Origin of the sequence: Aeromonas sp. s6, assembly GCF_040907815.1 — a bacterium.
Taxonomy (GTDB): Bacteria; Pseudomonadota; Gammaproteobacteria; order Enterobacterales; family Aeromonadaceae; genus Aeromonas; species Aeromonas caviae.
In genome coordinates this window covers 133,489-154,725 of the sequence record NZ_JBFOCN010000027.1, presented here as the reverse complement: position 1 = coordinate 154,725, position 21,237 = coordinate 133,489, and the positions used below count along the sequence as shown (strand labels likewise).

The 21,237-nt window shown below is 65.9% G+C and carries 14 protein-coding genes, 3 tRNA genes and 1 pseudogene; 11 read left to right on the top strand and 7 right to left on the bottom strand.

What is annotated here, in order from left to right; genetic code table 11:
• From AB5Y50_RS03350 to AB5Y50_RS03325, 6 genes and pseudogenes are all read left to right on the top strand, one after another.
• Positions 1 to 85, top strand: a tRNA-Tyr gene (locus AB5Y50_RS03350).
• 42 nt (positions 86 to 127) lie between these two features.
• Positions 128 to 212 (top strand) — tRNA-Tyr (locus AB5Y50_RS03345).
• Positions 213 to 243: 31 nt separating this feature from the next.
• Positions 244 to 328 (top strand) — tRNA-Tyr (locus AB5Y50_RS03340).
• A 136-nt stretch (positions 329 to 464) separates the two neighbouring features.
• Positions 465 to 737, top strand: coding sequence for a hypothetical protein (locus tag AB5Y50_RS03335; protein WP_010673275.1), 273 nt, complete (start codon positions 465 to 467; stop codon positions 735 to 737).
• 100 nt (positions 738 to 837) lie between these two features.
• A complete protein-coding gene (locus AB5Y50_RS03330; RefSeq protein WP_029313880.1) occupies positions 838 to 1,569 on the top strand; it encodes an EAL domain-containing protein in 732 nt (243 codons plus the stop codon).
• A gap of 82 nt (positions 1,570 to 1,651) precedes the next feature.
• Positions 1,652 to 2,954 (top strand): annotated as a pseudogene (locus AB5Y50_RS03325) (endonuclease/exonuclease/phosphatase family protein).
• A gap of 56 nt (positions 2,955 to 3,010) precedes the next feature.
• Here AB5Y50_RS03325 and AB5Y50_RS03320 read toward each other — a convergent pair.
• Genes AB5Y50_RS03320 through dsrO form a run of 3 tightly spaced genes read right to left on the bottom strand, consistent with a single transcriptional unit; the run spans position 3,011 to position 8,002 of the window.
• Entirely contained in the window at positions 3,011 to 6,118 is a 3,108-nt protein-coding gene (locus AB5Y50_RS03320; protein WP_010673272.1) for a tetrathionate reductase subunit A, read from the bottom strand.
• A complete protein-coding gene (nrfD, locus tag AB5Y50_RS03315) occupies positions 6,118 to 7,224 on the bottom strand; it encodes an NrfD/PsrC family molybdoenzyme membrane anchor subunit (RefSeq protein WP_010673271.1) in 1,107 nt (368 codons plus the stop codon). The genes AB5Y50_RS03320 and nrfD overlap by 1 nt, the downstream gene beginning before the upstream one ends.
• Positions 7,214 to 8,002 carry a sulfate reduction electron transfer complex DsrMKJOP subunit DsrO gene (gene dsrO, locus AB5Y50_RS03310; protein ID WP_010673270.1) on the bottom strand — a complete coding sequence of 263 codons (789 nt, stop codon included), beginning with the start codon at positions 8,000 to 8,002 and terminating at the stop codon, positions 7,214 to 7,216. The genes nrfD and dsrO overlap by 11 nt, the downstream gene beginning before the upstream one ends.
• 259 nt (positions 8,003 to 8,261) lie before the next feature.
• Between dsrO and AB5Y50_RS03305 the strand changes: the two genes are divergently transcribed.
• From AB5Y50_RS03305 to pepE, 3 genes are all read left to right on the top strand, one after another.
• Positions 8,262 to 10,169, top strand: a complete 1,908-nt coding sequence (locus AB5Y50_RS03305) for a PhnD/SsuA/transferrin family substrate-binding protein (RefSeq protein ID WP_010673269.1) — start codon at positions 8,262 to 8,264, stop codon at positions 10,167 to 10,169.
• 1 nt (position 10,170) lies between these two features.
• Entirely contained in the window at positions 10,171 to 10,782 is a 612-nt protein-coding gene (locus tag AB5Y50_RS03300; protein WP_010673268.1) for a response regulator transcription factor, read from the top strand.
• Between the two features lie 120 nt (positions 10,783 to 10,902).
• Positions 10,903 to 11,631: a dipeptidase PepE gene (pepE, locus tag AB5Y50_RS03295; RefSeq protein WP_043152647.1), complete on the top strand. Its 729-nt coding sequence runs from the start codon at positions 10,903 to 10,905 to the stop codon at positions 11,629 to 11,631.
• Positions 11,632 to 11,697: 66 nt separating this feature from the next.
• Here pepE and AB5Y50_RS03290 read toward each other — a convergent pair whose 3' ends face one another.
• From AB5Y50_RS03290 to AB5Y50_RS03280, 3 genes are read right to left on the bottom strand one after another with little or no spacing between them, the layout of a single operon-like run.
• On the bottom strand, positions 11,698 to 13,236 hold the full coding sequence (locus AB5Y50_RS03290) for a DHA2 family efflux MFS transporter permease subunit (protein ID WP_010673266.1): 1,539 nt from the start codon (positions 13,234 to 13,236) through the stop codon (positions 11,698 to 11,700).
• Between the two features lies 1 nt (position 13,237).
• Positions 13,238 to 14,305, bottom strand: a complete 1,068-nt coding sequence (locus AB5Y50_RS03285; RefSeq protein ID WP_010673265.1) for an HlyD family secretion protein — start codon at positions 14,303 to 14,305, stop codon at positions 13,238 to 13,240.
• A gap of 37 nt (positions 14,306 to 14,342) precedes the next feature.
• The gene (locus AB5Y50_RS03280) at positions 14,343 to 14,771 is read right to left on the bottom strand and encodes a MarR family winged helix-turn-helix transcriptional regulator (RefSeq protein ID WP_010673264.1); all 429 of its coding nucleotides are present in this window, start codon (positions 14,769 to 14,771) and stop codon (positions 14,343 to 14,345) included.
• 122 nt (positions 14,772 to 14,893) lie between these two features.
• Between AB5Y50_RS03280 and fumC the strand changes: the two genes are divergently transcribed.
• On the top strand, positions 14,894 to 16,285 hold the full coding sequence (gene fumC / locus AB5Y50_RS03275; RefSeq protein ID WP_010673263.1) for a class II fumarate hydratase: 1,392 nt from the start codon (positions 14,894 to 14,896) through the stop codon (positions 16,283 to 16,285).
• A gap of 131 nt (positions 16,286 to 16,416) precedes the next feature.
• Here fumC and AB5Y50_RS03270 read toward each other — a convergent pair whose 3' ends face one another.
• Positions 16,417 to 16,854: a VOC family protein gene (locus AB5Y50_RS03270; protein ID WP_010673262.1), complete on the bottom strand. Its 438-nt coding sequence runs from the start codon at positions 16,852 to 16,854 to the stop codon at positions 16,417 to 16,419.
• Positions 16,855 to 17,252: 398 nt separating this feature from the next.
• On the opposite strand from AB5Y50_RS03270, the gene putA reads away from it, so the two are divergent.
• Positions 17,253 to 21,200: a trifunctional transcriptional regulator/proline dehydrogenase/L-glutamate gamma-semialdehyde dehydrogenase gene (gene putA, locus AB5Y50_RS03265; RefSeq protein WP_010673261.1), complete on the top strand. Its 3,948-nt coding sequence runs from the start codon at positions 17,253 to 17,255 to the stop codon at positions 21,198 to 21,200.
• Positions 21,201 to 21,237 lie beyond the last annotated feature (37 nt).

Here is a 21,237-nt window from a genome sequence, read left to right as displayed (position 1 = left end):
GGAGGGGTTCCCGAGCGGCCAAAGGGATCAGACTGTAAATCTGACGGCTCTGCCTTCGAAGGTTCGAATCCTTCTCCCTCCACCATTCAAGTGCGTCAAGTAAGTAAAAATCAGGAAAATACCCCGTGGAGGGGTTCCCGAGCGGCCAAAGGGATCAGACTGTAAATCTGACGGCTCTGCCTTCGAAGGTTCGAATCCTTCTCCCTCCACCATCTTCCTGAACACAATATGCAATGCCCCTGTGGAGGGGTTCCCGAGCGGCCAAAGGGATCAGACTGTAAATCTGACGGCTCTGCCTTCGAAGGTTCGAATCCTTCTCCCTCCACCATCCTTCAGACAACCCGGCCTCGCGCCGGGTTTTCGCTTTTCTGGATAGAATCCACATGGCGCTGTCAGATCTGACAATTGCCCTTCCCGCACTTTTTAGAAACAGTGGAGCCTCATGTCGCAAGGAGTGCACACAGATGTTTGAAATCTGGGATGAAACGGGTCGCGAGCACGGGCTGACACTGCCCGAGCTGCAACTGCGGCTGCGGGATTATCAGGGAGACGTGATGGTGCGCTACCTCAACCGCCTCGGCCTGCCGAGCACCCTCTTCCTGACCATCCGTCAGGGATGCGCCTATCAGCGCTTCAAGGCGGGCTCCCCCATGCTCGACTGGTCCTGGCTTGCCCAGGCCATGCACGCAGCCCCCCTGGCTGGCGCCGCACCTGCACAGGGCCATGCCCTTCCCTGACCCCCTCCTTCCTGCCCACGCCCATTATCAGACTCTTCCTACAGCCTCCCTTTAGACCCTCCCTGTATGATGCGCAGCCATGTTCCGTCAGGTGAGAGCCATGTTTGCGTTCAAAGAAGAGTATCCCGTGAGTGCCATGGTCAGCATGGCGGATATCGTCATCCCCTTTTATCAGCCCATCATCGGCCAGGATCGTCAGGTCAAGGGGTATGAGGTGCTGGCCAGGCGCTGGGATGCCGGCAACCAGGGTTATCAGAGCATCGATTTTGCCGCCCTCGGCGAGGATGATGCTCTGCACCTCGATATCGTCATGCTCAGGGCCATCATGCGCGATCTGCCCGTGCTCGCCCAAAAAGGCCCCTATGCGCTCTCCATCAACCTCAATCCGGCGCTCTCCAGCCCCACCTACCGCAATCTGCTATTGCTGGTGCTGCTCCAGGCCCGCAAGCTGGGGATCGCCATCTGGTTCGAGGTGCTGGAACACGTCAGGATCAAGCACCAGCACAGGGAGATGATCGAGGTGTTGCGAGCCCATGGCGCCCACATCGCCTGTGACGACTTCGGCTCCCTGGCATGCAACTTCCAGCGCCTGATGATGCTCCCCTACGAGATCGTGAAACTGGATCGTTCCCTGCTGCTCCAGGCTGTACGCAGCACCCATGCCCTCAACATGCTGACGGGGCTGGTGAAATACCTGCAACGACTCGGCATGGCCGTGGTGTGCGAGGGAGTGGAGACCCAGGCCCATATCGAGGTGGCGAACCGGCTGGGCTGCGACTACCAGCAGGGCTACGCCTACGCCATTCCCTCCCCTCTCTCCCGCTGGGCCTGAGCCGAACGCTTGCGTGTCACGGGGGAAACCCGGGCACCTTTCCCATGAAATTCGGCAGGGTGCTGCCATTTTCCTGCCAAAGATGGCAGGCTGTCCCGGCCACACTGACGCCGAGGCCCGCCATGGTTCGCTTTGCCACCTTCAATCTCGCCTTCGATCGCACTGCACCCGGCATGCTGGGGGAAGAGCTCGCCCTGACCCGCACCGAGCAGGATGCCCTGCTGGCCCGCCTCGCCGACGGCACCTTGAGCGGCGCCGAGAAGACCAAGGCCCTCGACGTGCAGCAGATCCGCAACATCGCCGAAATCATCCAGCGCACCCGGCCGGACGTGTTGCTGCTAAGCGAATTCGACAATGACGGCAAGGGCCGCGACACCACGGACCTCCACGCCTTCAACGACAACTACCTGGCCCATGCCCAGCACGACGAGGTGACCGCCATCAGCTATCCGGTGCTGCAGAACTTCGCCACCAACACCGGCCTGATGAGCGGCCATGACCTCAACCTGGATGGCCGAGTGAGCAGGCCGGACGACGCCTGGGGCTTTGGCAGCTATCACGGCCAGTACGCCTTCGCCGTGATGTCCCGCTATCCCATCGATACCAGGCAGATCCGCACCTTCCAGACATTCAAGTGGAAGGAGATGCCGGGCGAAGCGAACCCCGTCATCGACGACTGCCACAACCCCAGGGCACCGATCCCGAGCGGCCGCCAGTGTGGCGATGCCTGGTATGACGACGCAGCCTGGCAGGCGCTCCCCCTCTCCTCAAAGAACCACGCCGACGTGCCGGTGCACATCAGGCAGGGAGACAGGGAGGAGGTGATCCACTTCCTTATCTCCCACCCGACCCCGCCCATCTTCGGCAACGCGGCGCGCCACAACGTCAAACGCAACCGTGCGGAGATAGCCTTCTGGCAGGACTATGTGGCAGGGGCTGGCTACATGGTGGATGACGCCGGCAAGGCGGGTGGCCTGCCCGCGGGTGCCAGGTTCGTCATCGCCGGCGATCTCAACGCCGATCCCCAGATTGGCGATGGGGATCTCACCGCCATTCAGGCGCTGCACAACCATGTGCTGGTCAACCAGGCCGTCACCAACGGCGGCCTGATCCCGGTCAGCCAGGGCGGCCCCGAGTGCCTCGCCAGCCATCCGGATCAGTGCAAGCGCAACAACAACCGCCCCACCCCGGAGCGCATCACCAGCAGCAGCGGCCTGCAGCTCGACCACGTGCTGCCCTCCGCCAACCTGAACGCGGTCGCCTCCGGCGTGTTCTGGCCGGCCAGCTTCGAGCCGGGCTACCACCTGGTGTATGACCCCAAGCTCGGCATCGCCAAGGGCGTCAGTTCGGATCACCGCCTGGTGTGGGTCGACGTCACACTGTGACAGTGACGCAGAGCAGACAAGCAACGGGGCCCGCAGGCCCCGTTTTCATTGGTTTGTCATACCAGCTTCTCCACCCGGGCCGGCAGCCCCTGGCGGGCCGACGAGCCGATGGCCCAGTCCACCAGGGGATAGCGGCCATGGCGGCTGGGATCCAGCACCGCCAAGTCATTCAGATTGACCCCGGCTCCGCGCAGGGGATTGGCGACCACTTTCTGGCCGTCTATCCAATGTTCCCGCGCCCCCAGCTCCTTGTGGCCGAAACCGTGTTCGATGGCGATGGCATCGGCCTGCACCCCGGCCACGCACTCGGCCACCCCGATCACGCTGCCATCCGGGGTGCTGACCCGCACCCTGTCCCCGCTCTCGACGCCCAGCTGCGCCGCCGTCTGCGCATTGAGCCGCACCCGGTTGCTGGGGTTCACCTGGCGCAGGCGATCCGAGCCGATGCTCATGGAGCTCATGGTGTGGGACTTGTAACTGGTGAGCAGCAGCGGCCACTGGGCCGGCTTGAACGCCTCATTGAGCGGCGTGCCGTCCGCCAGCTGGGGGCGGAAAAAGCGCGGGGTACCGCTCAAGTATTGCCCGCTCTGGCTGTGGCGGCGGCTGCCCACCTCGGGGTTCCACACCATCAGCGGCTTGGGCCAGCGCTTGCTTGGCTGACCCGCGTCATCGCGCCCCTTGGCCGCCGGCTCGAAGCGCCCGCCACGGGCGAAGAGATAGGCGGCGCGGCCCGCCTCCTCCGCACTCAGGGTGGCATTCAGCACCGGCAGGATCCGCTCCACCCCGGACCAGGCGAGATCCTCAGGCCCGATAGGAGGCACCGGCTCGCCGAGATAGGCGACGTTGGCCGCCCCGTAGAGGGAGAAGTCCGCCGCCCTGTTCAAGCCATGCAACTTGCCGTCCGCCCCTTTGAGCGCCCCCTCGCCAAAGCCCGGCAGCCCCAGCCGTTTGGCCACCGCGATAAAAAAGGACTCCATGCAGACCGGATCCCCCTCGGCAGTCTTGGCGACTCTAGGCTCCACGATAGGCCAGCGGCCGGTGGAAACCTTGGTCAGCACCCCGTGCCAGGCGGTGGCCCAGCCCCAGGACTCGTAGGTCAGGGTATCCGGCACTAGGTAGTCCGACAGCGCCGATGACTCGTTGATGAAGCTGTCGATGCTGACCACAAGGGGCAGCACGGCGGGGTCCTTGAGCTCTTCACCGATGGCCTTGCTGAGCCCGGCCTGACCGTAGAGGGGGTTGCCCATGTGGTTGATCCAGGCCTTGAGCCGGTAGGGGTAGCCGTTTACCGCCGCAGTCAGGTGCTCGCCGAGCAAGGGGCCGGAGATGGGGAACCAGGGCTCTTGCGCCGGATAGGGGTTCTGACCCGCCTCGCGCTTGCGGCGATATTCGGAGGTCTTCTCGTAGGGGAACTTGGATCGCGACAGGAAGACCCCGGCTGGCTTGACCATGCCGGGGAAGCTCGCCAGATCGTAGCGCGGCCCCGCCCCGAAGGGATCGAACTTGCCGCCGCTCGCCACGGCGCCGCCCCGGGCGTTGAGGTTGCCGATCATGACGTTGAGCATCATGATGGCCCAAGCCGAGTAGAAGCCGTTGGCGCTCATGGTGCCGCCGTGGGAGACCACTGCCGCGCGGGTGCCGTGGCTGGTGAATTCCCGCGCCAGCGCCTCGATATCGGCCACCGGCACGGCGCACTCGGCGCTGTATTGCGCGAAGGAGTGCTCCCGGCACGCCTCGGCCAGCAGCTGGAAGCTACTCTTCACCATCAGCGCCCCCTTGGGGCCCTGAATGGGGCGATCCACCCAGAGGTTGGCCCGCTCACACTGGCCGGCGGGTCTCGGCTCGCCACTGCTCGCCTCCTCTACCAGCATGGCGTCCCCCTCTCCATAGGCTTCCCCATCAAAGGGCAAGCCAAGATCGCTGGCCCGCAGCATCTGACCGAAGCGCGGGTGGGACTCGTCGCTGAGCACCAGGTGGCTGGCGTTGCAAAAACCGCGATAACCGGCCCGCTCGGCCGCCTCGGCATTGGGCGCCATCAGGAAGGGCTCGGCATAGCGTTGGTGGTCGATGATCCAGCGCAGCATGGCCATGGCCAGCGCCGAGTCGGTGGCGGGGCGGATGGGCAGCCAGCGGTTGGCAGGGGCGGACGGCATGTTCACCGTGTTGGGCAGGCTGGGGGCCACCACCACGTAGGAGAACGGCTTGCCCGGTCGCGCCCGGTTTGCCGCCAGCTGGCGGGACTGGCGCTTGAAGGGGTTGCCCGATTGCTGGGGCGAGGTGCCCATGAACAGCAGGAAGTCGCTCTCGTCCCAGTCAGGCTTAAGGTGGGCGTTCTTCTCCAGATCGTCCAGCAGGGCGCCGGCCCCGACCCGGAATGACAGGCCACAATAAGCGCCGTGGTTGGCGAAGTTGCGGGTGCCGAAGCTGTTGAAGGTGAAACGCTTGATGAAGTGATCCCGCCCCTCGTCCGAGGCGTTGCTCACCAGCAGCTGGTTGGCTCTGGGGCCGTACTCCGGGTTTGCCGGGTCGAGCGGCTCGGCGAGGTTGCGGATGGCCCGCAGCCCCTCAACCTGGCCCTCGCCAAACAGGTCTCCCCCCTCCACCACCTCGGCCACCAGCTGCTCGAAGGGGATGCTCTGCCAGCGGCCGCTGCCACGGGGCCCCACCCGCTTGAGACAACGGGTGACCCGCTGCGGGCTGTCGAGCTGCTCGAGCATGGCGTTGCCCCGGGCGCAGGCGGTGGAGCGCCCGTCCAGCCCCCCTTCCTGGTAGCCACTGGTTGCGAGCAGCGCCTGCTTGACCGGGGTCTTGAAGTCAATGTGATGGCGAGCGGAGAGGGGGTGATAGGGGTTGCCCAGGATCCGCACTATCTGGTCGCGCTCGTTGTCGATGCGGGCCCGCACTCCGCACAGGGTCCAGCAGCCGAGGCACATGGTGTTGGCAACCCGCTGGGCCGGGTTGGGGTGCAGCTCCCCCTGCTCGTCAACCCGGTACTCCACGGCCAGCGAGTTGCCATGGATGGGATCCCGGGTCGGCTGGCCCGAGCTGCCGGTGGCGAGGCCAGTCGCCACCTGCTTGAGGGTGTCGCTGTAACCGGCGACGAACAATCCGGTACCGCCGGCGATGGCGGCGCCCTTGAGAAACTTGCGTTTGCTGTGATCCATCAGAGTGCCTCGCGTGCAAAAGGAGTGGGTGCCTTGATGGCGGGGGAAGCAGAGGGGCGCACCAGCTCCGAGAGGGCCACCAGCAGGGCCAGCAGCAGACCGAAAGTACCGAGAATGCCGAGCACACCGGCCGGGCCCCAGGCGATTTCATAGAGGTAGACGCCGGCCCCGTACTTGGGTGCGAGCTGTCCCTGGATCAGCACCAGCCAGCGCAGGCCCCACACCAGGTGCAGCCCCAGCAGCGCCAGCCCCCAGAGTGCCAGGCGGGCAGAGATCCTTGGCCACAGCAGCCTCAGCAGGCCGGCCAGCCCCAGGGTCAGCAACAGCCAGTGGGCCGCCAGCCGCCAGCTCGGGTCGAGCCGATGGAGGGCTGCGGCCTCTGCTGCCGAGGCGCCGCCAAACAGGGCCCAGCCCAGCAGGGAGAGCGCCAGCAGGCCTAACGTCCAGCCGCTCTGGCGCAGCAGGGTCGACTCGGTCTGGGCATGCCAGCCCGCCAGCAAGAGGTTGAGCAGCAGCAGGGCGCTCTGGGCCCCCAGCACGGCGCTCAGGGTCAGCAGCCAGGGCAACCAGGGGGTATGCCAGAGCGGGCGCGCCGCCACCGCCATGGTCTCGAGCCCGGTGTAGAGGGCGATGCTGAGCCCGCTCACAGCCGCCAGCAGAGAGAGCGGCCGCTGCCAGACGTGCCCCGACCAGCTTCCCAGGCAGAGCAGCCGGGCAAGGCGGGCTATCTTGTCCCCTTCTGCACCGCGCCGGGCCAGGGCGGGTCTTAGCAGCAGCCAGCCGAGCAGCATGGAGAGCAGGCTGAACAGCGGCAGCAGATAGGCGCCATACCACATGACGGAGCCAAAACGCGTCTGGGCGTAGAAGTGCCAGGCCCGGGCCGGCTGGTGCAGATCCGCGGTCAGGGCGATGGGAGCCACCAGACCAGCCGCCACCATCAGCACCGCCGCCAGGGTCTGCAGCCGCGGGTCCGGCGCCTTGCGCCACAGCTCAAACGCGCCGAGCCAGAGGGCCCCGTAGGCGAGGCCGATGAGAAAGAAATATTGCACCGCCCAGGGCAGCCAGGTGATGGGCTGAGCCGGGGCCAGCAGTTCGTTAATGACCATGGGCTATCTCCTTGCCATCGTCGGTGAGCAGGGTGCGCAGGGCCGGGTTGCCGTCGACCTTGCTGACGAAGGCCTCGTCCATGCCGAGATAAAAGACCCGCGGCTGGGTATTGGCCTCCGGCTTGAGCACCTTGAGCGCCGGCTCGTATTCGCGCAGCAAGCGGCTTATCCGGCTCTTGGGATCATTCAAATCACCTATGATGCGCGCCTCGCCGACGCAGCTCTCCACGCAGGCGGGCAAGAGCCCCGCCTCCAGCCGATGGGCGCAGAAGGTGCACTTGTCGGCGGTGTTGGTCTCATGGTTGATGAAGCGGGCATCGTAGGGGCAGGCCTGCACGCAGTAACCGCAGCCGACGCACCAGTCGTTGTTGACCACGACGATGCCGTCGTCGCGCTGGAAGGTGGCGCCAGTGGGGCAGACATCGAGGCAGGCGGGCTCGGCACAGTGGTTGCACAGCCTCGGCAACATCAAGAGAGAGGCGGGAGCCGCGAGGGCGGCCACGTCGCTCACCTCGTACTGGCTCACCGTGGTGCGAAACTGACCGAGGGGGGGCTGATTTTCGATGGTGCAGGCCACGGTGCAGGCCTGACAGCCGACGCAGCGGCGCAGGTCGATCAGCATGCCGTAACGCTTGCGCCCGTCCCCCCGGCTGATGGCCGCCCGCCCGTTGCGGGGAGCGGGAACGGACTGCGCCTGAACCTGGGTGACGGGGATCAGGGCAGCCCCTGCGGTGAGGGCGGCGATCCCGGATAACAATCGGCGCTTGCTGGGCTCCATGGCGTCTTTCCTTCTGCTGAGCTGGCTTGAAAGGGGTTGAGCCGATTGTCCTCAACGCAGGAAGTCGCCTCTATTGTGGTTTTCCACATACCGGGAGCCGGGTTGATCCAGCGCAATAAAAAATGTCCCAGCCCTGCTGAACTGTGACCGGGGCGGCGTTTGCCGCCCCTCCCGGCCCCCGTTCGCATGCAAGCGCACGTCCCGGTGATAGACTGCCCCTTTGCATAGAGAGGAGATCCCCCTGCACGCCCCAGTTCCCTTGCCCCTGCTCAGCCTGCTGCTCTTGCTCGCCCTGTCAGCCCTGCCGCTGCGGGTGCAGGCCGCCCCGCCCCCCTCTTCGCCAGCGCCGGCCCGACAGGAATCCTCACCATCCCAGGCCACGCCGGTGCAGGCCATGGCCGAGCCGATACGCATCGGCGTGCTGGCCACCCGCGGCCCGGCCCTGGCCAGAGCCCAGTGGCAACCGCTGCTTCGCTGGCTGGCACTGCGCGTGCCCGGCCATCGCTTCGTGCTGCATCCGCTGGGGCTTGATGAGCTGGCCGAGGCCGTCGCCCGCGAGCACCTCGATTTCGTCATCACCAACCCGGGCCAGTCGGTGAGTCTGGCGCGCCAGTATCCGCTGGCCTGGCTCGCCACCCTCAAGAGTCCGGCCGGGGGGGACAACCTCGCCATCGGCGCTGCCCTGGTGGTGCCTGCCCAGACCCCCTACCAACACTGGCGTGACCTCGAGGGGCAAGCGGTCGCTGCCGTTTCGGAGAACGCCTTCGGCGGCTACCTCGCCTTTCGCTTCGAGGCAGGCGAACAGGGGGTCAGGCTGGAGCGCTTCTTCTCCACCGTGCAGTTCACCGGCTTTCCGCTGGACCGGCTCATCGAGCGGCTGGCGGCAGGGGAGGTGGCTGCCGCCATCGTGCCGGTGTGTCAGCTCGAGCGCATGGAGCGGGAAGGCAAGGTCGCCAGGGGGGCGTTTCGGGTGCTGGACGATCAGGCGCCGGCCGGCTTTGGTTGCCAGAGCTCGACCCGGCTCTACCCCAACTGGTCCTTCGCCAAGACAGAGCGGGCCTCCCCCGCGCTGGCGCTGGCGGTGACCCGCGCGCTGTACGATCTGCCCGCTGATAGCGAGGCGGCCATCGCCGCCGATTCGGCGGGCTGGACCGTGCCCACCAGCGAGCTCGCCATCGACCGCCTGCTCAAGGCGCTGGATCGCCACCCGCTGCAGGGCCCCTGGTGGCAAGCGGCCTGGCACTGGCTGCGCCAGCATCAGCAGTGGGGCTGGGGCGCCCTGGCGCTGGTGCTGCTGCTGGGGGGCCACCACCTGCTGCTGCAATACCTGTTCAACCGCAGCCAGCGCCGGCTGCTCAAAGCCCGCCACCAGCTCGAGCAGAAGGGACGCCAGCTGGCACAGGCCAGACGGCTCGCCGAACTGGGCGAGCTGGGCGCCAACGTGGCCCACGAGATCAATCAGCCCCTGAGCGCCATCGCCAACTACAGCCAGGGAGCCTTGTTGCGACTGGACAAATTGGCACAGGATCCGGCCCAGTCTGCCGCCCAGGCCTCCCTGCGTCAGGCCCTGGAGCAGATAGGGCTCCAGGTCCAGCGCATCACCCAGACCGTCAACCGGCTCAGAGCCAGGCTGCAAAAGCGCCCTCCCCGCTTCGCGCCTTGCGACCTGCCCACCCTGGTGGCGGAGCTGTGCCCCCTGCTGGAGCAGATGCTGGCGCCGCTCGACGTCGCCTTCACCCTGCACTGGCGAGGCCAGCCACGCCCGTTACCTCTGGACGGCACCGGGATGGAGCAGTTGCTGGTCAACCTCATCAAGAATGGCGCCGAGAGTGCGGCGCAGAGGGCTCGCCTTCCTACGCCAGCAGCGGCACAGGAGCCTGCCCGGGTTGAGCTGCTGATCGCCTTCGAGGCGCAGAGATTGTTGCTGGAGATCCGTGACAACGGTGCCGGCCTGAGGGTCCCCACGACCGAACTTCAGCAGGCGTTTTACAGCGACAAGCCCGATGGCATGGGGCTGGGGCTGGCCATCTGCCGGGAGGTGGTCGAGAGCCATCGCGGCCAGTTCAGCCTGGAGAACCTGAGCCCCCACGGCTGCCTGGCCCGGGTCATTCTGCCCGTGCCGCCCCCCGAAACCCTCCCTTCATCCACCGACATGCCGAGGAACTGAGATGACGTCCCCTGCCCGCCCCCCGCTCTATCTGGTCGACGACGACGAGGCCGTGCTCGACTCCCTGCGCTTCATGCTGGAGAGCTGCGACGAGCGACAGCTGTTCAGCTTTTCCGATGGCGAGCGCTTTCTGGCAGAGGTCGACCTGCACCAGCCCGCCTGCCTCATTCTCGACTGCCGCATGCCGGGGCTGTCGGGCCCCGAGGTGCAGCAGCGGCTGAAGGCGGCCCAGAGCCCCATCGCCATCCTGTTTCTCACCGGCCACGGCGAGGTGCCCCTGGCGGTGGAGTCCCTCAAGCAGGGGGCGGTGGATTTCTTGCAAAAGCCGGTGCAGCTGGCCCCCCTGCTCGCCGCCATCGAGCGGGCCGAGCAGGCGACGCAGGCGGCGGCCACCCGCCTCGCCCAGCTGGCCGCCTTTGAGCGCCTCACCCCGCGCGAACGCCAGTTGTTACAGCTCATCGCCCGGGGCCACAAGAACCAGCAGATAGCGCAGGATCTCTGCATTTCGGTGCGCACCGTCGAGGTGTGCCGCGCCAGCCTGATGAAACGCCTGGCGGTGAACTCCCTCGCCGAGATGCTGCTGCGCTACGCGCAGGTGAACGAACAACTCTGAGTGGCCTGCAACCGTACAAAACGGGCAGGGATCACACATTTGGCGCTTCGATGGCGGTAGAGTGCCCTCTTCTCTTCACCAGGATCGCCCGGGTCCTGCGCCTTGTTTCGAGGACACATCATGGAACTGCTTCTGCTCAGCAACGGTAAAACCACAGAACACCCCGGCCTGCTCGGCTGGGCCCGCGACCGGGTGCAAGCCCTGCTCGCTCGCAACCAGGTCAAGCGCATCCTGCTCATCCCCTACGCGGTGATCCGCAGCGACTGGGATGCCCGTGCCCGGGAGCTCACCGAGAGTCTGGGGGTGGACGCCATCAGCATCCATCACTTCGACGATCCGGTGGATGCCATCAACCGGGCCGACGCCATCTTCATCAGCGGCGGCAATACCTGGCTCCTGAACCAGCGGCTGCACGAGTATGGTCTGGTGGTCCCCATCCAGCGTGCGGTGCGCGAGCGGAGCGTGCCCTATGTGGGCTGGAGCGCCGGCTGCAACGTGGCCACCCCCAGCATCCGCACCACCAACGACATGCCGGTGTGCAGCGCCGTCGTGCTGCCTGCGCTGGGGCTCTTCCCCGTGCAGATCAACCCCCACTATCTGGACGCCAGCATCAGCGGCCACATGGGGGAGACCCGGGACGAGCGTCTGGCCGAGTTCTGCGCCATCAACCCGAGCGAATCCGTGGTGGCCCTGCGCGAGGCGAGCCTGTTGCAGATCGGCGGCGATCACATCGAGTACTGGAGCGCCCGGGGCGAGACCTTCAAGATCTTCAAGCACGGCGAACCCGTCCGGGAATACGGGGACGCTGCGCCTCTGGCAGCGCTCACCCCCTTCACGCCGGCACGCTGATCCTGCCAAACGACAGAGGGATGGCCTGCGCCATCCCTCTTTCTTTGTTGCTCGCCCCTTCGTGATTCACTCCAGAATGGCCATCTCCTCCCTAGAGCCGCTGCGCCCGGGAGTCCTCAGCAACACCACCAGCGGCACGGCGCACAGGCTGACCCACATCATCAGGCGAAAATCCTGCAGGTAGGCGAGCAGGCTGGCCTGCCGGGTCACCTCGCCGTTGATCATGGCCAGCCCCTTCGGCGTCATCAGCTCCGCCATGCCCCCGCCCTGATGCAGGTTGACATTGAACGGGGTGATGTAGGCGGCGAACGCCTCGTGGTTCATCTGGGATCGCTGGGCCAGATAGGTGATCACTACCGAGATGCCGATGCTGCTGCCGATGTTGCGCACCAGGCTGAACAGCGCCGTCCCCTCGTTGCGATAGCGCGGCGCCAGGGTCGCAAAGGTGATGGTGGAGAGTGGCACGAAGATGAAGCCGAGTCCCAGCCCCTGGATGATGCCGGTGCGCACTATGTCCCAGCTGTCGATGTCCGTGTTGAACAGGGTCATCTCCCACATGGAGAAGCTGGTGAGCAGCAGCCCTGACAGGATGAGGTAACGGGCATCCACCCGGCCCGACAGCCTGCCCACCAGCATCATGGCAACCATGGTGCCCACCCCGCGCGGGGCGAGCAGGTAACCCACGTCGATCACCGGGTAACCCATCAGTCCCTGCATGAAGGGAGGCAGCAGCGTCATGGTCGCCAGCAAGATGATGCCGACGATGAAGATGAAGAGCAGACCGACGCTGAAGTTGCGATCCCGGAACAGGGCCGGTTCTATGTAAGGATGCGGGTGGGTGAAGATATGCACCACGAAGAGGTAGAACGCCATCACCATCAGGGCGGTCTCGATGACGATCTCCCGGCTGGCGAACCAGTTCTGGGACTCTCCCCTGTCCAGCGCCATCTGCAACGCCCCGATGCCGAGACTCAGCAGGGCGAACCCCAGCAGATCGAAGCGGCGGCTGGCATCGATCTTCGTCTCCTCGATGAAGGCGGCAAGCCCGAACCAGGCCAGCAGGCCGAACGGCAGATTGATGTAGAAGACCCAGCGCCAGTTGTAGTACTCGGTGAGCCAGCCCCCCAGCGACGGCCCCAGAATGGGGCCCACCATGACCCCAATCCCCCAGAGCGCCATGGCGGAGCCGTGCTTCTCCGGCGGATAGGTGTCCAGCAGCACCGCCTGTGAGAGGGGCACCAGGCTGGCACCGAAGATCCCCTGAAGCAGGCGGAACAGCACGATCTGCTCCAGGCTCTGGGCCGCGCCACACAGCATGGAGGCGACGGTAAAGCCCGCCACCGACCACATGAACAGCCTTTTGCGGCCAATTCTTGCCGAGATGAAACCGGTCAGCGGCATGAAGATGGCGGCCGCCACTATGTAGGAGGTGAGCACCCAGGAGATCTGATCCTGGGTCGCCCCCATCGCCCCCTGCATGTGGGGGAGGGCCACGTTGGCGATGGTGGTGTCCAGCGCCTGCATGATGGTCGCCACCATCACCGACAGGGTGATGAAGGTGCGACGGGAAGCCTGGTCTGCCTGCCCTGTGGCTGCGCTCGTCATATCAACCTCGACCTGACAGGCCAGGCAGGGTGCGCTGATGGCCGGTGTCTATCTCGGCGGTGGCACTCAGACCCGCCCTCAGGGTGGGCAGATCCGCTCCCGAATCCAGCTTGATCCGCACTGCCACCCGCTGGGCGATCTTGACCCAGTTGCCGGTGGCGTTCTGGGCCGGGATCACCGAAAACTCGGAGCCTGTGGCCGGGCTCAGGCTCTCCACCACCCCGGTCCAGTGCGCATCGGGGTAGGTATCCACACTGATGCCCACCTTCTGGCCAGGTTGCACATGGGTCAGCTCCGTCTCGGTGAAGTTCGCCTCCACCCAGGGGGTGTCGGTCTCCACCAGCATCATGGCGGTCATGCCCACCAGATTGTACTGGCCGGGCTTGGGCAACTGGCTGACGATGCCGTTGGCGGGGGCATAGATGGTGGTGCGAGCCAGATCCAGCCTGGCCTTGGCCAACTCGGCCGCGGCCTCCTGATAGGCGGGCTGCTGATCCACCGGCAGGTTCACGTCCCCGCTGAGGGAGGCTTCAATCTTCTTGAGCCCCTCCTCCAGCGCCACCTGCTGCTGGGCGGTCTGTATGGTGAGCTGGCGGGCATCGTCGTAATTGGCGGTGGAGGTGAAGTGCCTGGTCACCAGATCCGCCTGGCGATGCTCCTCCTTCAGGGCATAGGCATGGCGGGTGCGGGCCACGGCGATCTCCGCCTGCTGGCCGCGATAACTGGTCTGCAACGCCACCAGATCGGTGCGCACCTTGGCAAGTTCCGCCTCGGCCTTGGCCACGGCGACCCGGAAGGACTCCTGATCCAGCTCGAACAGCGGCTGGCCAGCCCGGACCTGCTGGTTTTCCTCGACGAACACCTTGGCCACCCGGCCCAGCACCTCGGTGCTGATGGGGACCTTGTCCGCCTTCACATAGGCGTTGTCCGTCTCCACATAGCGCCCGCCCTGCAGGTAGATAACGCCCGCCCCGAGCAGGGCCAGTGCCGGCACCACCACCAGCAACAGCAGGCGGGTGCGGCGCCGGTTGGCGGCGGGACGGGAGGAAGAGGGGGAATCAGTGGTCATGATATGGCTCCACGTTGGTTGGCATCACAGGAAAGCATCAGAGGTGGCCGAGGTTGGCACGCAGGATCTTGAGGGAGCGGCACAGCGCCTCGGTCGCCTCCTCCCCCAGCTCGCCGATGGCCCTCTGATGCACCAGATCGGACGCCTGTTTGATCATCGCCAGATAGGGGGTGGCCCCTTCGGTCAGATGGAGCTGATAGGCACGCCTGTCATGGGGGTCGCTGCGCCGCTCCACCAGGCCGCTCTCCGCCAGCTGATCGAGCTGACGGGCCAGGGTGATGGGCTGGATGTCGAGCCGCTCCGCCAGATCCACCTGGCGGATCCCTTCGCTGCGTGCAATGTGCACCAGAGCCCTGGCCTGGGCCAGGGTGAGGCAGCTTCCCTCCAGCTGCTGCTGGAACTGGCGGCGCATCAGGCGCTGGACGTCGCCGATGAGAAAGCCAAGGGTGTCCGGTTGTTTGTTCATGATATGCAACCCATATAGTAAGCTTTACTTATTATATGCAAAGCGTATCCACGTGCAAGCTGGCCCCGGCCGCCGTTTGGGTTCATGCTGGGTGCCACCACCTCAACGGCAGGAGACACGTCATGGATATCAGGATGGAGCGGGACAGCCTGGGGGAGATAGCCGTCCCGGCGGACAGGCTCTGGGGGGCCCAGACCCAGCGCTCCCTGCATCACTTCAACATCTCGGGGGAGCGCCAGCCCATGGAGATCATCCATGCCCTGGCCTGCATCAAGTCCGCCTGCGCCCGGGTCAACCACGCCCTGGGGCTACTCCCCGCCCGCAAGGCCCAGGCCATCATGGCCGCCGCCGACGAAATCCTGCGCGGCCTGCACGACGCCGAGTTTCCCCTGATGGTGTGGCAGACCGGCTCCGGCACCCAAACCAACATGAACCTCAACGAGGTGCTGGCAAACCGGGCCAGCGAACTGCTCGGCGGCCCCCGGGGGGAAGCGCGGCTGGTGCATCCCAACGACGAGGTAAACAAGAGCCAGTCCAGCAACGATGTCTTCCCGAGCGCCATGAACCTGGCGGCGGTCACCGCCATCACGCAGCGGTTGCTGCCGGCCCTCGCTGCCCTGAAGCAGACCCTGGCAGGCAAGGCCGCCGCCTTCGACCACATCGTCAAGATTGGCCGCACCCATTTGCAGGATGCCACTCCCCTCACCCTGGGCCAGGAGATCTCCGGCTGGGTCGCCCAGCTTGAACAGGGGGAGCGCCATCTACGCGCCGCCCTGCCCCATTTGTGCGAGCTGGCGCTCGGCGGCACCGCCGTGGGCACCGGCCTCAACTGCCCTCCCGGCTTTGCCGAGGCGGTGGCCAGAACCCTGGCCGAGCAGACCGGCCTGCCGCTCATCAGCGCCCCCAACAAGTTCGAGGCCCTGGCGGCGAGTGACGCCCAGGTTCACGCCCACGGTGCCCTCAAGACGCTGGCAGCCTCCCTCATGAAGATCGCCAACGACGTGCGCTGGCTGGCGAGCGGCCCCCGCAGCGGGCTGGGGGAGCTGCTCATCCCCGAGAACGAGCCCGGATCCTCCATCATGCCCGGCAAGGTCAACCCGACCCAGAGCGAGGCGCTCACCATGCTGTGCGCCCAGGTGATGGGCAACGATGTAGCCATCAACATCGGCGGCGCCAGCGGCAACTTCGAGCTCAACGTGTTCAGGCCGATGATCGCCTACAACGTCCTGCAGAGCGTGCGGCTGCTGGCGGACGGCATGCAGAGCTTCCACGACCACTGCGCCGTCGGCATCACCCCGAACCAGGCCAGGATCGACGATCTGCTCTCCCGCTCCCTGATGCTGGTGACGGCCCTCAACCCCCATATCGGCTATGACAAGGCGGCCGAGATCGCCAAGCGGGCGCACCATCAGGGGCTCAGCCTGCGGGAGGCGGCCATTGCCTCGGGCCACCTCAGCGCGGAGCAGTTTGATGCCTGGGTGATCCCCGCTGACATGGTGGGTCGCACGCCATAAGGCAGCGCACTGCACTGCAATCCCATGCTCGGGGCATACCAGCGCAGGTGGCAGGCGCAGCAAATAGGGACAGTGATGGGCAATAAAGATGAAAAGGGCGCCATGGCGCCCTTTTCATTGCAGATCTGCCGTCAGGTCTTGCTCTGGCAGTTGAACATCCAGTGGGTGCCGAACTTGTCCACCAGGGATCCGAAATAGTCACCCCAGAACATCTCCGCCAGCGGCATCTCCACCTGGCCTCCCTCAGCCAGGGCTGCGAACAGGCGATCGGTCTCGCCCCGGCTGTCCGGCTCCAGGTTGAGGTAGCTGTTGTTGCCCTGCACCAGGGTGAACCCCATGCTGGCCGGAGCATCCGTGCCCATCAGCACGTGACCCCCAAGGATGGGCAGGGCCACATGCATCACCAGCTCCCCGTCTTCCTCCGACAAAGGGGGCTGGCCCGGGCAACCCGGGGACTCCTTGAACCTGTGGATGGGGCCGCTGAAGTCACCGCCGAACACTTCGCGATAGAAGAGGAAGGCAGCCTCCGTCTCCCGGGCAAAATTGAGATAGGTACTGACACGCGCCATGGGTTTCTCCTTGTCACCGATAGCTGGCCCCTGTGGCCAGCTAACAGCATAGAAGAGCACGGGGCTCTGTCAGGTGGCGCTCCGCCCCCTTCTGCGCACGGGGGAGCCGCGCTCACAGCCCAGGCTCGGTCGAACACGCAAAAGCGCAACCCGATTCACAGTGGGTTGCACCTCATATAGGCATTCATAAGATGCATTGCCAACCCATTAATAATGCTGTGAAAAGCGGACAAGCGGCGGGCTTGAAAGGAGCCTGATGGAGACCGGATTCATGGAAGAATTCAACAATGTAACCAATACATTAAAATTTCTTGCTTGAAGGTTGCACCTGGTTGCACCATCATCGGCGAAATTTAACCGTCCGGTAATATTGTTACCTTCTAGACACAGGAAGTCCCATGGCCACTACCACCCTCGGCGTCAAACTCGATGAAGCGACCCGCGACCGCCTCAAACAGGCTGCGCAGACCCTGGATCGCACTCCCCACTGGCTGATCAAGCAAGCCATCTTCACCTATCTGGAGCAACTGGATCGCGGTCTGACCCCGCCCGAGCACTCCGGGCTGGCTGCCGCCGCCGGGGAAGAGGCCGTCGAGACCCTGACCGAGCAGGGCATCCAGGTCTTCCTCGAGTTTGCCGAGAGCATTCTGCCCCAGTCCGTGCTGCGGGCCGCCATCACGGGGGCTTATCGCCGCCCCGAGACCGAAGCCGTCCCCATGCTGCTGGAGCAGGCCCGTCTGCCCAAGGAGAAGGCTGACGCGACCCAGAAGCTGGCCATGGGCATCGCCGAGAAGCTGCGCAACCAGAAGAGCGCCAGCGGCCGTCAGGGCCTGGTGCAGGGGCTGCTTCAGGAGTTCTCCCTCTCCTCCCAGGAAGGGGTGGCCCTGATGTGCCTGGCGGAGGCGCTGCTGCGCATCCCCGACAAGGCGACCCGGGATGCCCTCATCCGCGACAAGATAAGCGGCGGCAACTGGAGCCAGCATCTGGGCCAGAGCACCTCATTGTTCGTCAACGCAGCCTCCTGGGGTCTGCTCATCACCGGCAAGCTGGTGGCCACCCACAACGAGGCGGGCATGAACAACTCCCTCAAGGGACTCATCGGCAAGGGGGGTGAGCCGCTCATCCGCAAGGGCGTCGACATGGCGATGCGCCTGATGGGTGAACAGTTCGTCACCGGCGAGACCATCGCCGAGGCGCTGGCGAACGCAGGCGGCATGGAGAGCAAAGGGTTCCGCTACTCCTACGACATGCTGGGGGAAGCGGCCCTGACCGAGGAGGACGCCAAACGCTATCTGGCCTCCTACGAGCAGGCCATCCACGCTATCGGCAAGGCCTCCCACGGTCGCGGCATCTACGAGGGGCCGGGTATCTCCATCAAACTCTCCGCCCTGCATCCGCGCTACAGCCGCGCCCAGTACGATCGCGTCATGGAGGAGCTCTACCCCACCTTGCTGGGCCTGACCCAGCTCGCCAGGCAGTACGACATCGGCATCAACATCGACGCCGAGGAGGCCGATCGGCTGGAGATCTCCCTCGATCTGCTGGAGAAGCTCTGCTTCGATCCGTCCCTCGCCGACTGGAACGGCATCGGCTTCGTCATCCAGGCCTACCAGAAGCGCTGCCCCTATGTGATCGACTACGTCATCGATCTCGCCAAGCGCAGCCGTCACCGCCTGATGATCCGTCTGGTGAAGGGCGCCTACTGGGACAGCGAGATCAAGCGCGCCCAGCAGGAAGGGCTGGAAGGCTACCCGGTCTATACCCGCAAGCCCTACACGGACGTCTCCTACCTCGCCTGCGCCCGCAAGCTGCTGGCGGTGCCCGAGGCCATCTATCCCCAGTTCGCCACCCACAACGCCCACTCCCTGTCTGCCATCTATCAGCTGGCGGGTCAGAACTACTACCCGGGCCAGTACGAGTTCCAGTGCCTGCACGGCATGGGTGAACCGCTCTACGAACAGGTGGTCGGCAAGGTGGCCGACGGCAAGCTGGGTCGCCCCTGCCGCATCTATGCCCCGGTGGGCAGCCACGAGACCCTGCTCGCCTACCTGGTGCGCCGCCTGCTGGAGAACGGGGCCAACACCTCCTTCGTCAACCGCATCGCGGACAACAACATCTCCCTCTCGGATCTGGTGCAGGATCCGGTGCAGCAGATCGAGCAGATGGCCGCCCGTGAAGGGACCCTGGGTCTGCCCCATCCGCGCATCCCCCTGCCCCGGGATCTCTACGGCGAGGCGCGCCCGAACTCCGCAGGTCTGGATCTCGCGAACGAGCACCGCCTGGGGTCACTCTCCGCCGCCCTGCTCGCCAGCACCAACACCGCCTATCAGGCCGTACCCATGCTGGGTTGCGACACCGAGGCGCCGACCCAGTTCCAGCCCGTGCTCAACCCGGCGGATCACCGCGATGTCGTCGGTCAGGTGAGCGAAGCCACGGTAGCGCTGGTGGACAAGGCGCTCGCCTGCTCCCTCACGAGCGGCCAGATCTGGCAGTCCACCCCGCCAGCCGAGCGGGCCGCCGTGCTGGACAGGGCAGCCGATCTGATGGAATCCGAACTGCAACCCCTGATGGGCCTGCTGGTTCGCGAATCCGGCAAGACCTTCGCCAACGCCATCGCCGAGGTACGCGAGGCGGTGGACTTCCTGCGCTACTACGCCGCCCAGGCGCGCAACCACTTCGCCAACGACACCCACAGACCGCTCGGCCCCGTGGTCTGCATCAGCCCCTGGAACTTCCCCCTGGCCATCTTCAGTGGCCAGGTTTGCGCGGCCCTGGCCGCCGGCAATACGGTGCTGGCCAAGCCTGCCGAGCAGACCCCCCTCATCGCGGCACAAGCGGTGCGCATCCTGCTGGAAGCGGGGGTTCCCGCCGGTGCGGTGCAACTGCTGCCGGGCCGTGGAGAGACCGTGGGTGCGGCGCTCATCGCGGACGAACGGGTGCGCGGCGTCATGTTCACCGGCTCCACCGAGGTGGCGGGCATCATCTCCCGCAACCTGGCCGGTCGCCTCGACGCCCAGGGCCGCACCATTCCCCTCATCGCCGAGACCGGCGGCCAGAACGCCATGATCGTCGACTCTTCCGCCTTGACCGAACAGGTGGTGATGGATGTCATCTCCTCGGCGTTCGACAGCGCCGGTCAGCGCTGCTCCGCCCTGCGAGTGCTGTGCGTGCAGGATGACGTGGCGGATCGGGTGATCCGGATGCTCAAGGGCGCCATGGCCGAGTACAAGGTCGGCAGCCCCGAGCACCTTTCCACCGACATCGGTCCCGTCATCGACGCCGAGGCCAAGGCCAACATCGAGCGCCACATCAAGGCCATGGGCGACAAGGGGCGCAAAGTGCACCAGATCGCCCGCACCCAGGGGGATGCCTGCAGCCGCGGCACCTTCGTGCTGCCGACCCTGATCGAGCTCGACAGCCTGGACGAACTGGGGCGCGAAGTGTTCGGCCCTGTGCTGCACCTGGTCCGCTACCCGCGCACCCGGCTCGGGGAGTTGCTCGAGCAGATCAACGGCAGCGGCTACGGCCTGACCCTGGGTGTTCATACCCGCATCGACGAGACCATCGCCCAGGTGGTGAACGTGGCCAAGGTGGGCAACCTCTACGTCAACCGCAACATCGTGGGCGCCGTGGTCGGGGTGCAACCCTTCGGTGGGGAAGGGCTTTCCGGCACCGGTCCCAAGGCCGGTGGCCCGCTCTACATGTATCGCCTGCTCGGCGCCCGTCCCCAGGAGGCGGTGGCCAACCAGCTGCACCAGGAGTCCGGTGCCCTGCATGCCGAGGCGAAAGCCCCCCTCGTGGCCCTGCGCGACTGGGCGAGCAAGCAGGATCCGGCCCTCGCCGCCCTGTGCGATCACTACGCCGCGATCTCCCAGAGCGGCCGTACCCAGCTGCTGACCGGCCCCACCGGCGAGCGCAACAGCTACAGCCTGCTGCCCCGGGAACGGGTGCTCTGTCTTGCCCAGGAGAAGGCCGACCTGCTGGCCCAGCTGGCCGCCTGTCTGGCGGTCGGCAGCCAGGTGCTGCTGCCGGACGATGCCCAGACACGCTCCCTGCTCTCTTCCCTGCCGACCGAGGTGCGGGATCCCATCGCGCTGGTGGCGGACTGGGCCACGGGGGAGACGGACTTCGATGCCCTGCTGCACCACGGCGACTCGGATCAGTTGCGAGAGGTGAGCAAGCTCGCCGCCGCGCGCCAGGCAGCCCGTAACGGCGCCATCATCGGTGTGCACGGCCTGCATCGCGGCGAGACCGACATCCCGCTGGAGCGCCTGCTCATCGAGCACGCCCTCTCGGTCAACACCGCCGCCGCCGGTGGCAATGCCAGCCTGATGACCATAGGCTAAGCGCCACATAGTGACGGAGACTCAAGCCCCGCCGATG

Bases quoted from the DNA above. Each gene is read 5' to 3' on its own strand.
- AB5Y50_RS03335 (WP_010673275.1), top strand. From the start codon at position 465: ATGTTTGAAATCTGGGATGAAACGGGTCGCGAGCACGGGCTGACACTG.
- AB5Y50_RS03330 (WP_029313880.1), top strand. From the start codon at position 838: ATGTTTGCGTTCAAAGAAGAGTATCCCGTGAGTGCCATGGTCAGCATG.
- AB5Y50_RS03320 (WP_010673272.1), bottom strand. From the start codon at position 6,118: ATGGATCACAGCAAACGCAAGTTTCTCAAGGGCGCCGCCATCGCCGGC.
- nrfD (WP_010673271.1), bottom strand. From the start codon at position 7,224: ATGGTCATTAACGAACTGCTGGCCCCGGCTCAGCCCATCACCTGGCTG.
- dsrO (WP_010673270.1), bottom strand. From the start codon at position 8,002: ATGGAGCCCAGCAAGCGCCGATTGTTATCCGGGATCGCCGCCCTCACC.
- AB5Y50_RS03300 (WP_010673268.1), top strand. From the start codon at position 10,171: ATGACGTCCCCTGCCCGCCCCCCGCTCTATCTGGTCGACGACGACGAG.
- pepE (WP_043152647.1), top strand. From the start codon at position 10,903: ATGGAACTGCTTCTGCTCAGCAACGGTAAAACCACAGAACACCCCGGC.
- AB5Y50_RS03290 (WP_010673266.1), bottom strand. From the start codon at position 13,236: ATGACGAGCGCAGCCACAGGGCAGGCAGACCAGGCTTCCCGTCGCACC.
- AB5Y50_RS03285 (WP_010673265.1), bottom strand. From the start codon at position 14,305: ATGACCACTGATTCCCCCTCTTCCTCCCGTCCCGCCGCCAACCGGCGC.
- AB5Y50_RS03280 (WP_010673264.1), bottom strand. From the start codon at position 14,771: ATGAACAAACAACCGGACACCCTTGGCTTTCTCATCGGCGACGTCCAG.
- fumC (WP_010673263.1), top strand. From the start codon at position 14,894: ATGGATATCAGGATGGAGCGGGACAGCCTGGGGGAGATAGCCGTCCCG.
- AB5Y50_RS03270 (WP_010673262.1), bottom strand. From the start codon at position 16,854: ATGGCGCGTGTCAGTACCTATCTCAATTTTGCCCGGGAGACGGAGGCT.
- putA (WP_010673261.1), top strand. From the start codon at position 17,253: ATGGCCACTACCACCCTCGGCGTCAAACTCGATGAAGCGACCCGCGAC.